This is a genomic window from Micromonospora sp. NBRC 107095 (assembly GCF_030269705.1).
Classification (GTDB): domain Bacteria; phylum Actinomycetota; class Actinomycetes; order Mycobacteriales; family Micromonosporaceae; genus Micromonospora; species Micromonospora parva.
Genome location: NZ_BSTU01000003.1, coordinates 156,921 through 169,661 on the forward strand (window position 1 = coordinate 156,921; position 12,741 = coordinate 169,661).

The 12,741-nt window shown below is 72.1% G+C and carries 9 protein-coding genes; 6 read left to right on the forward strand and 3 right to left on the reverse strand.

What is annotated here, in order from left to right; all coding sequences use genetic code 11:
- Window positions 1-175: 175 nt before the first annotated feature.
- The gene (gene mraZ, locus QSK15_RS17500) at window positions 176-607 is read right to left on the reverse strand and encodes a division/cell wall cluster transcriptional repressor MraZ (RefSeq protein ID WP_030334529.1); all 432 of its coding nucleotides are present in this window, start codon (window positions 605-607) and stop codon (window positions 176-178) included.
- A 355-nt stretch (window positions 608-962) separates the two neighbouring features.
- On the opposite strand from mraZ, the gene QSK15_RS17505 reads away from it, so the two are divergent.
- From QSK15_RS17505 to QSK15_RS17515, 3 genes are read left to right on the forward strand one after another with little or no spacing between them, the layout of a single operon-like run.
- Window positions 963-2,210: a MurT ligase domain-containing protein gene (locus QSK15_RS17505; protein ID WP_285795643.1), complete on the forward strand. Its 1,248-nt coding sequence runs from the start codon at window positions 963-965 to the stop codon at window positions 2,208-2,210.
- Window positions 2,200-2,919, forward strand: coding sequence for a type 1 glutamine amidotransferase (locus QSK15_RS17510; RefSeq protein ID WP_030334533.1), 720 nt, complete (start codon window positions 2,200-2,202; stop codon window positions 2,917-2,919). The genes QSK15_RS17505 and QSK15_RS17510 overlap by 11 nt, the downstream gene beginning before the upstream one ends.
- Window positions 2,916-3,599, forward strand: coding sequence for a TVP38/TMEM64 family protein (locus QSK15_RS17515; RefSeq protein WP_285795262.1), 684 nt, complete (start codon window positions 2,916-2,918; stop codon window positions 3,597-3,599). The genes QSK15_RS17510 and QSK15_RS17515 overlap by 4 nt, the downstream gene beginning before the upstream one ends.
- A 254-nt stretch (window positions 3,600-3,853) precedes the next feature.
- Here the strand turns inward: QSK15_RS17515 and leuS are convergent, their stop codons facing one another.
- Window positions 3,854-6,694: a leucine--tRNA ligase gene (gene leuS / locus QSK15_RS17520; RefSeq protein WP_285795263.1), complete on the reverse strand. Its 2,841-nt coding sequence runs from the start codon at window positions 6,692-6,694 to the stop codon at window positions 3,854-3,856.
- 404 nt (window positions 6,695-7,098) lie between these two features.
- Between leuS and QSK15_RS17525 the strand changes: the two genes are divergently transcribed.
- From QSK15_RS17525 to QSK15_RS17535, 3 genes are read left to right on the forward strand one after another with little or no spacing between them, the layout of a single operon-like run.
- Complete coding sequence (locus QSK15_RS17525; RefSeq protein ID WP_030334536.1) at window positions 7,099-8,151, forward strand: AAA family ATPase; 1,053 nt, start codon at window positions 7,099-7,101, stop codon at window positions 8,149-8,151.
- A 1-nt stretch (window position 8,152) separates the two neighbouring features.
- Window positions 8,153-9,451: a DUF58 domain-containing protein gene (locus QSK15_RS17530; RefSeq protein ID WP_030334538.1), complete on the forward strand. Its 1,299-nt coding sequence runs from the start codon at window positions 8,153-8,155 to the stop codon at window positions 9,449-9,451.
- Between the two features lie 16 nt (window positions 9,452-9,467).
- On the forward strand, window positions 9,468-11,939 hold the full coding sequence (locus QSK15_RS17535; protein WP_285795264.1) for a transglutaminase TgpA family protein: 2,472 nt from the start codon (window positions 9,468-9,470) through the stop codon (window positions 11,937-11,939).
- Window positions 11,940-12,273: 334 nt separating this feature from the next.
- Here QSK15_RS17535 and QSK15_RS17540 read toward each other — a convergent pair whose 3' ends face one another.
- Window positions 12,274-12,672 (reverse strand): SCO2097 family morphological protein, encoded by a 399-nt coding sequence (locus QSK15_RS17540; protein ID WP_030334542.1) that lies wholly within the window; start codon window positions 12,670-12,672, stop codon window positions 12,274-12,276.
- Window positions 12,673-12,741 lie beyond the last annotated feature (69 nt).

Here is a 12,741-nt window from a genome sequence, read left to right on the forward strand (position 1 = left end):
TGTCGTGCGCCTGTCGTCGGACGGCGCTGCCGTCGTACCGCCAGATCCCCATCCGCTCCCGCCTGACACCGGACCGTCGCCCAGTGACTGGATCGTGCGCCTGGCACCGGGGAAGTGATGCCAGGAACTCGAAAGCGGCTGGAGATCTCGCAGTACGTCGGGCGCCGTTACCGCCCTACAGGCCGCCGGGCAGCACCCCCTCCTCGATGTCGGCGAAGTCGTCTTCGCTCTCGGCGAGGTAGGTCTCCCAGGCGACCTTGTCCCAGATCTCCACCCGCGTGCTCGCGCCGATCACCACCAACTCGCGGTTGAGTGCGGCGTAGGCGCGCAGGTGGGCCGGAATGGTCACCCGACCCTGCTTGTCCGGAACCTCGTCGTGCGCACTGGCGAAGAAGACCCGGCTGTAGGCCCGGGCCGCCTTGTGTGTCATCGGCTGTGCGCGCAACTGCTCCGCGATCCGCTGGAACTCAGGAGTCGGGAAGACGTAGAGGCAGCGCTCCTGCCCTTTGGTGACCACGACACCCCCCGCCAGCTCATCCCGGAACTTCGCCGGAAGGATCAACCGGCCCTTTTCGTCCAGGCGCGGAGTGTGGGTGCCGAGAAACATCGGCCCAACCCCCTCGCCCTTGAGCGGCGTTCGCGGCGCCGCTGACCCCCCGGGCCGGTGAGCCCTCCCGGCCTCACCATTGGCCCCCACTCTACTCCACTTCCCTCCACCCGCAACCAAATTCACCCGCGCGGCGCGCCTTGCTTGGCGGCGAAACCGCACGTCACGAGGGGTGGAGCGGAGTGGAGGGCGCCGGCGGCCCCTCGGCGTGGTCCGCTTTCCGACATTGATCGACTCCGTCCGGGGGACGCCGACCCGGCCGCCCGCGCAACCACCACGGCCGAACGGTTCACCGTCGGCGGCGATCTGGTGGGGCCGGCGGTCCGGTAACCTCGCTCGCGTGACGGACGCGAAAATGCCCCTACGGGCCAAGGTGGCCAGCTCCGTGTCACGGACCGCCGCGGCGCTCTCCCGGGCGGCCGGCCGTGGCGACGGTTCGGTGATCGGCGGGTGGATCGGCCTGAAGATCGACCCGGACCTGCTGGCCCACCTGTCGGCCGGGCGCGCGATCGCGCTCGTCTCCGGCACCAACGGCAAGACCACCACCACCCGGTTGACCTCCGCCGCGGTCGGCGTGCTCGGCCGGGTCGCCACCAACTCGTTCGGCGCCAACATGCCCAGCGGGCACACCTCGGCGCTGGCCAAGGCCGGCAGCACGCCGTACGCGGTCCTGGAGGTCGACGAGCACTATCTGGCCCAGGTGCTGGAGGCGACCGAGCCACACGTGGTCGCGCTGCTGAACCTCAGCCGCGACCAGCTCGACCGCGCCAAGGAGGTCGCCATGATGGCGCAGCTCTGGCGCGCGGCGCTGGTCCGGCACACCGACGTACGGGTGGTGGCCAACGCCGACGACCCGCTGGTGGTGTGGGCCGCCACCCCGCCGGGCGATCCCGCCCGGGGCATCAAGCCGCCGCACGTGACGTGGTTCAGCGCCGGCCAGCGCTGGCACGACGACTCCTGGGTCTGCCCGGAGTGCGGCTCGACGATCCAGCGCTCCGGCGAGCAGTGGTGGTGCACCGGCTGCCCGCTACGGCGACCGGAGCCGCACTGGGTCGTCGAGGACGAGGGCGTGCTCGACCCCACCGGAGCCTGGCACAAGGTCTCCCTCCAGCTGCCCGGCAAGGTCAACCTCGGCAACGCGGCGACGGCGCTGGCGGTGGCGGCCGAGTTCGGCGTCCGCCCGGTCGACGCGGTGTCCCGCCTCGGCATCGTCACCTCGGTCGCCGGCCGCTACGCGCAGGTCGACAAGGACGGGCGCAACATCCGGCTGCTGCTGGCCAAGAACCCGGCCAGCTGGCTGGAGGCGTTCGACATGGCCGACGAAGCGCCGACCCTGCTCTCCATCAACGCGCGCGACCCCGACGGCATGGACACCTCCTGGCTCTACGACGTCGACTTCGCCCCGCTCCGTGGCCGGCAGGTGCTGATCACCGGCGACCGGGCGTACGACCTGGCGGTGCGGCTGGACGTCAACGACGTGCCGTTCCAGCACGTCCGGACGTTCGACGACGCGCTCCGGGCGGTCCCGCCCGGACGGCTGGAGGTCATCGCGAACTACACCGCGTTCCAGGACATCCGAGCGGAGTTGGACCGTGTCATCTGAGAGTCTGCGCATCGTCTGGATCTACCCCGACCTGCTCTCCACCTACGGAGACCGGGGCAACGCCCTGATCCTCGCCCGTCGGGCCCGTCAGCGCGGGATGCCCGTCGAGGTGCTGGAGGTCCGCTCGGACGAGCGGCTGCCCGCGACCGCCGACATCTACCTGGTCGGCGGCGGCGAGGACGGCCCGCAGGCGCTGGGCGCCCAGCGCCTGCTCGCCGACGGCGGCCTGCACCGCGCTGTCGCCCAGGGCTCGGTCGTGTTCGGCGTCTGCGCCGGCTACCAACTGCTCGGCACGTCGTTCTTCGCCAAGGGCGTGCAGTGCCGCGGGCTGGAGCTGCTCGACCTGCAGTCCGACCGGGGTGAGACGCGGGCCGTGGGCGAGCTGGCCGGTGAGATCGACCCCCGGCTGGGCCTGCCCCCGCTCACCGGCTTCGAGAACCACGGCGGTCGCACCCACCTCGGTCCGGAGGTCTCCCCGCTGGCCCGGGTCACCGCCGGGGTGGGCAACGACGGCGCCACCGAGGGCGCGTGGCGCGGCAAGCTCCTGGGCACCTACTCGCACGGCCCGGCGCTGGCTCGCAACCCGGCCCTGGCCGACCTGTTGCTGCGCTGGGCCACCGGGGCGCACCAGCTCCCGCCGTTGGACGACACCTGGTCGGACCGGCTCCGCAACGAGCGCCGCTCCGCGGTGGCCGCCGCCCGGGCATGATCCGCGCCGTCCGGCGGCTGCTCCGGCAGCCGTCGGCCGTCCGGTTCGCCCTGCTGGTGCTGCTGATCGGCGCCTGCGGGTTACTGCTGCTGCTGGTGCCCCACCCGGATCCGGAGCAGCTGCCGTTGGTCGCCGACCGGCTGGGCGACCTGGCCCCGGTGGCGGCGATCCTCGGGGGCGCGCTGCTGCTGGTGGCGCTGGTGCCCCGGACCTTCATCACGCTCGCCGCGGGCGCGATCTTCGGCCCCCTGGAGGGCGCCGGGTACGCACTGGGCGCCGCGTTGGTGGCCGCCGCGATCGGGTTCACCGTCGGCCGGTTGCTCGGTCGGGAGTTCGTCGCCGAACGGGTCCGTGGTCGCCTGGCCCGCCTCGACGGCTGGTTCGCCCGGCAGAGCGTTTTCGGTGTGGTCACCGTCCGGCTGCTGCCGATCGCCGGCTTCGGGCTGGTCAGCTACGGCTACGGCACGACCGGCGCCCGAGTGCTGCCGTTCCTGGCCGGCAGCGTGATCGCATCCGCGCCGACCGCCTTCGGCTACGCGGCGATCGGCGCGGCGGTCAGCTCCCCGGGCCAGGTCAACTGGTACGCCGCCGCTCCGGCCAGCCTGGGTCTGATCGCCAGCCTGGTGCTCATCCACCAGTGGTGGCGCGCCGAACGCCGCCGGCGACGCATGCCGGTCTGATCACGCCCGAGCCGACCGGCGGCCCGTGCTGGAGCCGACCGGCGTGCTGAAGCCGACCGGCGGCCGTGCTCATCCCCCGCCCTCTCGCCCGGGACGTGGCACCGGGAGCGGGCGGATTTCCCGAAGACCGTGATGACTCAGAGGCATCTTGATGCCTCTGAGTCATCACGCTCGTTTCCGCGTCCGCCACCCCGGGCCGTCACCGAGCGTGCCGGAACACCGGTCACCCCACCGCGTCCCGCACCGGCCGAGGATCAGACGACGACCGAGACCATCCGGCCCTTGACCACGATGACCTTGCGGGGTTCCTTGCCGCCCAGCGTCGCGGCCACCGCGTCCAGGGCCGCCGCGCGGACGGTCTCCTCGGCGGCGTCGGCGGCGACCTCGATGCGGCCACGAACCTTGCCGTTGACCTGCACCGGGTAGGTCACCGTGTCGGCCACCAGCAACGCCGGGTCGGCGGTCGGGAAGTCCGCGTACGTCAGCGAGGTGTCATGGCCCAGCTTGCGCCACAACTCCTCGGCCAGGTGCGGGGCGAACGGCGCCACCATCAGCACCAGCGGCTCGGCCACCTCGCGGGGCGTCGCCGACAGCCCGGTCAGCCCGTTGGTCAGCTGGATCAGCTTGGCGATGGCGGTGTTGAACCGGATGCCGTCCATGTCGCCACGGACCCCGTCGATGACCTTGTGCAGCAGCCGGCGGGTCGCCTCGTCGGCCGGGTCCTCGCTGATCCGCAGGGCGCCGGTCTGCTCGTCGACAACGGCCCGCCAGACCCGCTGCAGGAACCGGTACGAGCCGACCACCGCCCGGGTCTCCCAGGGGCGGGACACCTCCAGCGGGCCCATCGACATCTCGTACACCCGGAAGGTGTCCGCACCGTACGCGGCGCACATCTCGTCGGGGGTCACCACGTTCTTCAGCGACTTGCCCATCTTGCCGTACTCGCGGTTCACCGCCAGGTCGCCCAGGTAGTAGGCGCCGTCGCGCTCCATGACCTCCTCGGCCTGCACGTAGCTGCCGCGCGAGTCGGTGTACGCGTACGCCTGGATCATGCCCTGGTTGAACAGCTTGCGGAACGGCTCGAACGACGACACGTGCCCCAGGTCGAACAGGACCTTGTGCCAGAAGCGCGCGTACAGCAGGTGCAGCACGGCGTGCTCGGCGCCACCGACGTACAGGTCGGTGCCCCCGCAGTCGCCCTCGCCGCGCGGGCCCATCCAGTACCGCTCGTTCTCCGCGTCCACGAACCGGTCGGAGTTGCTCGGGTCCAGGTAGCGCAGCTCGTACCAGCAGGAGCCGGCCCACTGCGGCATCACGTTGGTTTCCCGGGTGTAGCGCTTCGGCCCGTCGCCCAGGTCCAGCTCGACCTCGACCCAGTCGCGCCGCCGCGACAGCGGGGTCTCCGGGTTGCTGTCGGCGTCGTCGGCGTCGAACGTCTTCGGGGAGAAGTCGTCCACCTCCGGCAGCTCGACCGGCAGCATCTCCTCCGGCAGGGCGATGGCCGCGCCGGTCTCGTCGTAGACGATCGGGAACGGCTCGCCCCAGTACCGCTGCCGGGAGAACAGCCAGTCGCGCAGCCGGTAGGTCACCGCGCCGGTGCCGTGTCCGTTCGCCTCCAGCCACGCGATGATCGCCGCCTTGGCGTCGGCGACCCCCAGGCCGTTCAGGTCCAGGCCGCGCTCGGGCGCGGCGCTGTTGATCGCCGGGCCGTCACCGGTGTACGCCTTGCCGTCGAAGCCCTCCGCCGGCTGCACGGTCCGCACGATGGGCAGCTCGAAGACCTCGGCGAACGCCCAGTCCCGCTCGTCCTGCGCCGGTACCGCCATGATCGCGCCAGTGCCGTAGCCGGCCAGGACGTAGTCGGCGATGAAGATCGGGATCTGCCCGCCGGTGACCGGGTTGGTGGCGTACGCGCCGATGAAGACGCCGGTCTTCTCCTTGCTGTCGGACTGCCGCTCGACATCGGTCTTGGCGGCTGCCGCCTTCCGGTACGCCTCGACGGCCTCCCGGGGGCTGGCGTGCCCGCCGGTCCAGGCGTCCCGCGTGCCGGCCGGCCAGTTGGTCGGCGCCAGCGTGTCGACCAGCTCGTGCTCCGGCGCCAGCACCATGTAGGTGGCGCCGAAGATGGTGTCCGGCCGGGTCGTGAACACCCGCACCGGCGCCGCGCTGGTCGGGAAGTCGATGTGGGCACCGGTGGAGCGGCCGATCCAGTTGCGCTGCATCAGCTTGATCGGCTCGGGCCAGTCCAGGCTGTCCAGGTCGTCCAGCAGCCGGTCACCGTACGCGGTGATCCGCATCATCCACTGCTTCAGGTTGCGCTTGAAGACCGGGAAGTTGCCCCGCTCGGAGCGGCCGTCGGCGGTGACCTCCTCGTTGGCCAGCACGGTGCCCAGCCCCGGGCACCAGTTCACCGGCGCCTGCGAGACGTACGCCAGGCGGTGGTCGTCCACGACCTGCCGACGTTCGGCGACGCTCAGCTCGGCCCAGGCCCGGCCGTCCGGGGTGGGCCGGTTACCGCCCTCGAACTCGGCGATCAGCTCGGCGATCGGGCGGGCCCGGCCGGCGTCGCGGTCGTACCAGGAGTTGAAGATCTGCAGGAAGATCCACTGGGTCCAGCGGTAGAAGTCGGTGTCGATGGTGGCCACCGAACGGCGCTCGTCGTGGGCCAGCCCCAGCCGGCGCAGCTGCGCCTTGTACCGCTCGATGTTCGCCACCGTGGTGGTGCGCGGGTGGGTGCCGGTCTGCACCGCGTACTGCTCGGCGGGCAGACCGAACGCGTCGAAGCCCATCGCGTGCAGCACGTTGCGCCCGGCCATCCGCTGGTAACGGGCGTAGCAGTCGGTGCCGATGTAGCCCAGTGGGTGGCCGACGTGCAGGCCCGCACCGGAGGGGTACGGGAACATGTCCAGCACGTACAGCTTCTCCGCGCCGGCGCGCGGGTGGGTCGGGTCGGCCAGCGGCCCGGTCGGGTTCGGTGCGTGGAAGGTGCCCTCGCGCGCCCAGGTGTCCTGCCAACGGATCTCGATCTCGTCGGCCAGGGCCGCGGTGTACCGGAACGGGGGAATGTCGCCCGCCGGTGCGGCTGCCTCACTCATCGTCTCTCCTCGCTTCGCTTCGCTTCGTCTCGGCACCACCGGGCCGGGCCGGCGGCGGGCACAAAAAAGCCCCTCGCGCAGGAGGGGCCGCCGTGCTGTCGCTGCGTTCAGCGCATCAGCACGGCCCGGTAAGAAGCAGGAAGACTCCGGCCATGCCCCGCAGTGTACCTCGCCCACGGTTCGTCCTGCCGGCCCCCGGGCGGCTCGAAGCCGTTCCCCCGAGCTGGCGAAAATCGGTGCGTAACCGACGGACTACCTGCGGGGGTCGGCGATAACGACAAACATGGTTAGCCTGAGAGACCAGTGAGATTCCTGCGGCAAACGAGGCTCGGCGTCGCGAACCCAACGGCGGGTCCAGGTGCTCTCTGTGCAGAGCTGCCGTGACGGCGACGAGGAGGAGGCCCGTGACACAACAGACCTGGGACGAGGTGGGCGGCCTGTTGCCGCACGACGAGTTCCGCGCCGCCAGCGAGGCCATCGTGGCCAACATCGAGCAGGTCATCGAGGGTAAGACCGCCACCGTGCGGCTCGCCCTGGCCGTCCTGCTCGCCGAGGGTCACCTCCTGATCGAAGACGTCCCAGGTGTCGGCAAGACCAAGCTGGCCAAGGCCCTCGCGCGGTCCATCGACTGCACGGTGCGGCGCATCCAGTTCACCCCCGACCTGCTGCCCAGCGACGTCACCGGGGTCAGCGTCTACAACCAGGAGACGCACGACTTCGAGTTCCGTCCGGGCGCCGTGTTCGCCAACCTGGTGGTCGGCGACGAGATCAACCGGGCCTCGCCGAAGACCCAGTCGGCGTTGCTGGAGTGCATGGAGGAGCGGCAGGTCACCGTCGACGGGGTGACGTACCAGCTCCAGACCCCGTTCATGGTGATCGCCACCCAGAACCCGATCGAGATGGAGGGGACCTACCCGCTGCCGGAGGCGCAGCGCGACCGGTTCACCGCGCGCATCGCGATGGGTTACCCGGATTCCAACGCCGAGCTGGCCATGCTTGACGGGCACGGCGCCACCGACCCGCTGCACGAGCTGCGCGCGGTCTCCGACGCGGCCATCGTCCGGCAGCTCATCGCCACCGTCCGGCAGGTGCACGTCGCGGACGCTGTCAAGCAGTACGCGATCGACCTGGTCACCGCCACCCGCGAGGCCCCCGACCTGCGGCTCGGCGCGTCCCCCCGGGCGACTCTGCAGTTGCTGCGCACCGCCCGCGCGGTCGCCGCCCTGGAGGGCCGCGACTACGTCCTCCCCGACGACCTGCAGGCCCTGGCGGTGCCGGTGCTCGCCCACCGGATCATCCCGACCGCCGACGCGCAGCTCGCCCGACGCACCACCGACGCCATCGTCTCCGAGCTGGTGCACCGCCTGCCGCTCCCCCACGACCGGCAGCGCAACCCGTACGACACCCGGCCCGCCACCGGAAACGGCCGCGCGCCCTACGAGCCGCGGAGGCCATGACGTGCGTGCCGGGCTACGCGGGCTGACCACCCGCGGGCGGTCCTTCCTCGCCGCCGCGGTCGCGGCGGCGATCTCGGCCGGCATCCTCGGCGAGAAGGACCTGCTGCGGGTGGCCGTGCTGTTGGCCATCCTGCCGTTGCTGGCCGCCGCCTACGTCGGGCGCAGCCGCTACAAGCTGGCCTGCAACCGTTCCCTGGACCCGCACCGGGTTCCGGTCGGGGCCAACTCCCGGGTGGTGCTGCGCCTGCAGAACCTCTCCCGGCTGCCGACCGGCACCCTGCTCCTGGAGGACCGGCTGCCCTACGCGCTGGGCAGCCGGCCCCGGGTCGTGTTGGAGCGGCTCGGCGCGCACCAGGCCAGCTCCGTGGCGTACACGGTGCGGGCCGACGTGCGGGGCCGCTACGACGTGGGCCCGCTGGTCGTCCGGATGACCGACCCGTTCGGCCTCTGCGAGCTGACCCGGTCCTTCCCCAGCACCGACCACCTGACGGTCATCCCGCAGGTCACCCCGCTGCCGTCGGTCCGGCTCCCCGGGGAGTACGCGGGCAGCGGCGACAGCCGTGCCCGCTCGGTGGCGGTGCACGGCGAGGACGACGCGGCGACCCGGGAGTACCGGCGCGGCGACGACCTGCGCCGGGTGCACTGGAAGTCCACCGCCCGCACCGGTGAGCTGATGGTGCGCCGCGAGGAGCAACCGTGGGAGAGCCGCGCCACCGTCGTGCTCGACACCCGGGCGTACGGCCACCGCGGCGAGGGGCCGACGGCCAGTTTCGAGTGGGCGGTCTCGGCCGCCGCGAGCATCGCCGTCCACCTGCGGCAGGCCGGTTACAAGTTGCGGCTGGTCACCGGCGCGGGGGCGGACGTGGACGCCTCGGAGGCCGGCGGGGACGGGGCGCTGCTCGACCACCTCGCCGAGGTACGACTGGATCAGCGTGCCGAGGTCACCGGTCTCGTGCAGCGGGTCCGCCAGCGCTCCGACGGTGGTCTGATCATCGGCCTGTTCGGCACTGTCAGCGTGGCCGAGGCGGAGCTGCTGGCCGGGCTGCGGGGCAACAACGCCACCTGCGTCGGCTTCCTGTTGAACAGCTCCACCTGGCTCAGCCTGCCGGAGAAGGCCCGCGCCGAGGCGGAACACGCGCACGCCGCCGCCGTCCTCGCCATGTTGCAGAGTGGCTGGCGGGTGGTCGGCGTCGATCACGGCGGCCGGCTACCGGCGCTGTGGCCGCAGGCCGGCCGGGGTGCGCAGGGGTTCGCCATGCGGGCCGCGCTGGCCGAGACGGTCGCCGGCGGTGTGCGATGAACGGAAGGCTCCCCTCATGATCAGCAGTCGGAACATCGGCGTGGTGGCGGCGGTGGCCACGCTGCTGGCCGCCGCGCCGCTGTCGGCCATCTTCCAGGGCTGGACGTGGTTGATCGAGTCCATCATCGCGGTCGCCGTGGTGGCCGGGGTGGCCGCGCTGACCCGGCTCGTCCGGGCACCGCTGTGGGGTCAGGTGCTGGGCATGCTGGCCGGCCTGATGCTCGCCCTGACCTGGTTGTTCCCCAGCGGCGAGGAGCTGCTCGCGATCCTGCCGACCCCGGGCACCTTCGCGTACTTCGGTGACCTGCTCGCCGGCTCCATGCAGGACATGCGTTCGTACGGGGTCGAGGTCCCGGACACGGACCCGCTGCTGTTCATCGCCGTGCTCGGCGTCGGTGCGGTCGCCGTGCTGGTGGACGTGCTGGCCGTGGGGTTGCGTCGGCCCGCCCTGGCCGGGCTGCCGATGCTCGCCATCTACTCGGTGCCGGTCGCCGTCTACGTCGACAGCGTCCCCGCGGTGCCGTTCGTGGTGGGCGCCGCCGGTTACCTCTGGCTGCTGGTCACCGACAACGTCGACCGGGTGCGCCGCTTCGGGCGGCGGTTCACCGGTGACGGCCGCGACGTCGACGTGTGGGAGGCGTCCCCGCTGGCGTCCGCCGGCCGCCGGCTCGCGGCGGTCGGGGTGGCCCTGGCGGTGCTGCTGCCGTTGGCAGTGCCCGGCATGACCGGCGGGCTGCTCGACTCGCTCAGCCGAGGGCCCGGCAACGGCACCGGGAACGGGAGCGGCTCGGGTGGCACGTCGGGTCGGATCGACCTGTTCGCCTCGCTCGCCGGGCAGCTCAACCAGTCCCAGGTAGCCGACCTGGTGAAGGTGAAGACGTCCGAGCAGAACCCGTTCTACCTGCGCTACGCGGTCGCCGACGAGCTGCGCCCCAGCGGTTTCCAGGCGCGCAACCCCAGTGGCCGGTCGGTGAACCGGGACCTGCCGAACCCGGCCGAGAGGGCCGGCCCAGGCGTGCAGCAGGCCACCTACCAGGCGACGGTCGAGGTCACCAAGAGCCTCAGCATGTCGCTGATGCCGGTGTACGCCGAGCCGACCCGCACCGACGACCTCAGCGACAACTGGCTCTACGACACCAACCAGCAGGTGGTCTTCTCCAACCGGGAGAACTCCCGGGGCCGGAAGTACTCCTTCGACTACGTCCGCTCGACCTTCACGCCGGCGGCGTTGCGGGCCGCGCAGCCGCTGCCGGCCGACCATCCCGTACGCCGGCAGATGACCGCCACCCCCGCGCCGGTGCCCGAGGTGGAGGAGCTGGTCAAGGGGCTGATCCAGGGCAAGCGCACGGACTACGACCGGGTGTTCGCGATCTACCAGCACTTCTCGGCGGACAACGGGTTCAGCTACCGGCTGAGCACCGAGAGCGGCAGCAGCGGTCAGGACATCGTCAACTTCCTGACCAACAAGGTCGGCTACTGCCAGCAGTACGCCGCCGCGATGGCCTGGCTGGTCCGCTCGGCCGGCATCCCGGCCCGGGTCGCGTTCGGGTTCACCAACGGCAGCAAGCGCGACGGTGACACCTTCACGCTGACCAACCTCAACCTGCACGCCTGGACCGAGGTCTACTTCGACGGGGCTGGTTGGGTGCCGTTCGACGCCACCCCGGCGTACGGGGTCCCCGGCTCGACCCGGTCGGCCTGGGCGCCGGACAACGACGCGCCGGAGGCGCCCAGCCCGGAAACCGACGTCCCGACCACCCCGACCGACCCGGGAGCCTCGGCCGGGCCGACCAGCCCGGACAACGCCGACCGGGACACCGACGAGGGGTTCGCCTCCGGTGGGACGACGCCGGACGAGCAGCCACCGGTCTGGCCCTGGTGGGCGGCGGCCCTGGTGGCACTGCTGGCGCTGCTAGCGGTGCCGGCGCTGCGCCGGTTGGCGCTACGCCGCCGACGGGGTGGCCGCGAGGTGCGCGCGGCGGTGGCCTCCGCCAGTGTCGACGGCGACAGTGAGCCGGGTGCGCGACCGGTGGTGGTCAGCGTGGACGCCAGCCGGGCCCGCGCGGACGCGCACGCCGCCTGGGCGGAGCTGCTCGACACGCTGGTGGACTTCCGCGTCCCGGTCGATCCGACCGAGACGCCCCGGGCGACCGCGGACCGACTGGTCCGGGACGCTCTGGACGACGACGAGGCGATCGGGTCGGCGCGGCTGCTCGGCCGTGCGGAGGAGCGGGCCCGCTACGCGCGGGATCCGCTGACCGGTGAGCGGTTGTTGCCGGCGCTCCGCGCGGTCCGTGCGGCGCTCGCCACCCGGGCGGACCGACGGACCCGCCTGCTCGCCACGGTGCTGCCGCCCTCGGTGTTGCTGCGCTGGCGCACCACCCTGGCGGACAGGTCCAGCCGGATGGTGGCGTTCACCGGGCGGGCCCGGTACCGCCTGCTGCGGTGGAACCCTCGCCGGATGCTGGCCGACCGGGCAGCTCGCTGACCGAGCAGTTCCAGATCTGGGGCGGCGGCCACCACCGCCGCCCCACCTGTCTGCCCGCCTAAGCTGCCGCCACCCAAGATCGTGCCCGATCAAGAAGAGGCCCCTCCCTGGCGCACGATGCCACCACATCCCGGGATCGAGCACGATCATGCGGAAAGGTGATCCTGCGGAGAGGAAAGGTGATCCTGCGGAGAGCGGTCAGCGGGGAAGAAGGGCATGCGGATACGACGGAGGTCACCGGGGGCTGTGCCCGGCGACCGCTCGTCGCGGCGTACGGCCCGCCTCAGCGGCGGGACCGGCTCAGCGGCGGGACCGGCTCAGCGGCGGGACCGGCTCAGCGGTGCCCCTCCGGGCGCTGCCGCCACCTGTCCTCCATGCGGTCCAGGATCGACGACCTGCGACCGGATCGGCCACCGCGCGGTCGACGGCGACTCGTCGTGCCGCCCACCACGTGCAGGTCGGGTGACTGCGCCCGCCGGTGCGACTGCACCGCGAACGCGGCCGACGCCAGCATGACGACGAAGCCCGCCACCGCCAGTGGTGGAGTCTTGATCACCGCGCCATAGACCAGTAGAGCCAAGCCAGCGATGATGACGCCGGCGGCGACGAGCAGGCGACGCCGCGCATGGAAGCGCGGATCGCTGGCGCGCACGGCCGAGGCGAATTTGGGGTCCTCGGCAAGCGACCGCTCGATCTGCTCGAACAGCCGCTGCTCGTGCTCCGAGAGCGGCACGGCACTCCTCCCCGGTCACGTTGGTCGGGCCCACTCGGGCCGACAGACCGTGGCAGCCATCCGGCTGCT

Coding starts and splice junctions, on each gene's coding strand:
- mraZ (WP_030334529.1), bottom strand. CDS start 607: ATGTTTCTCGGCACCCACACTCCGCGCCTGGACGAAAAGGGCCGGTTG.
- QSK15_RS17505 (WP_285795643.1), top strand. CDS start 963: ATGCCCCTACGGGCCAAGGTGGCCAGCTCCGTGTCACGGACCGCCGCG.
- QSK15_RS17515 (WP_285795262.1), top strand. CDS start 2,916: ATGATCCGCGCCGTCCGGCGGCTGCTCCGGCAGCCGTCGGCCGTCCGG.
- leuS (WP_285795263.1), bottom strand. CDS start 6,694: ATGAGTGAGGCAGCCGCACCGGCGGGCGACATTCCCCCGTTCCGGTAC.
- QSK15_RS17535 (WP_285795264.1), top strand. CDS start 9,468: ATGATCAGCAGTCGGAACATCGGCGTGGTGGCGGCGGTGGCCACGCTG.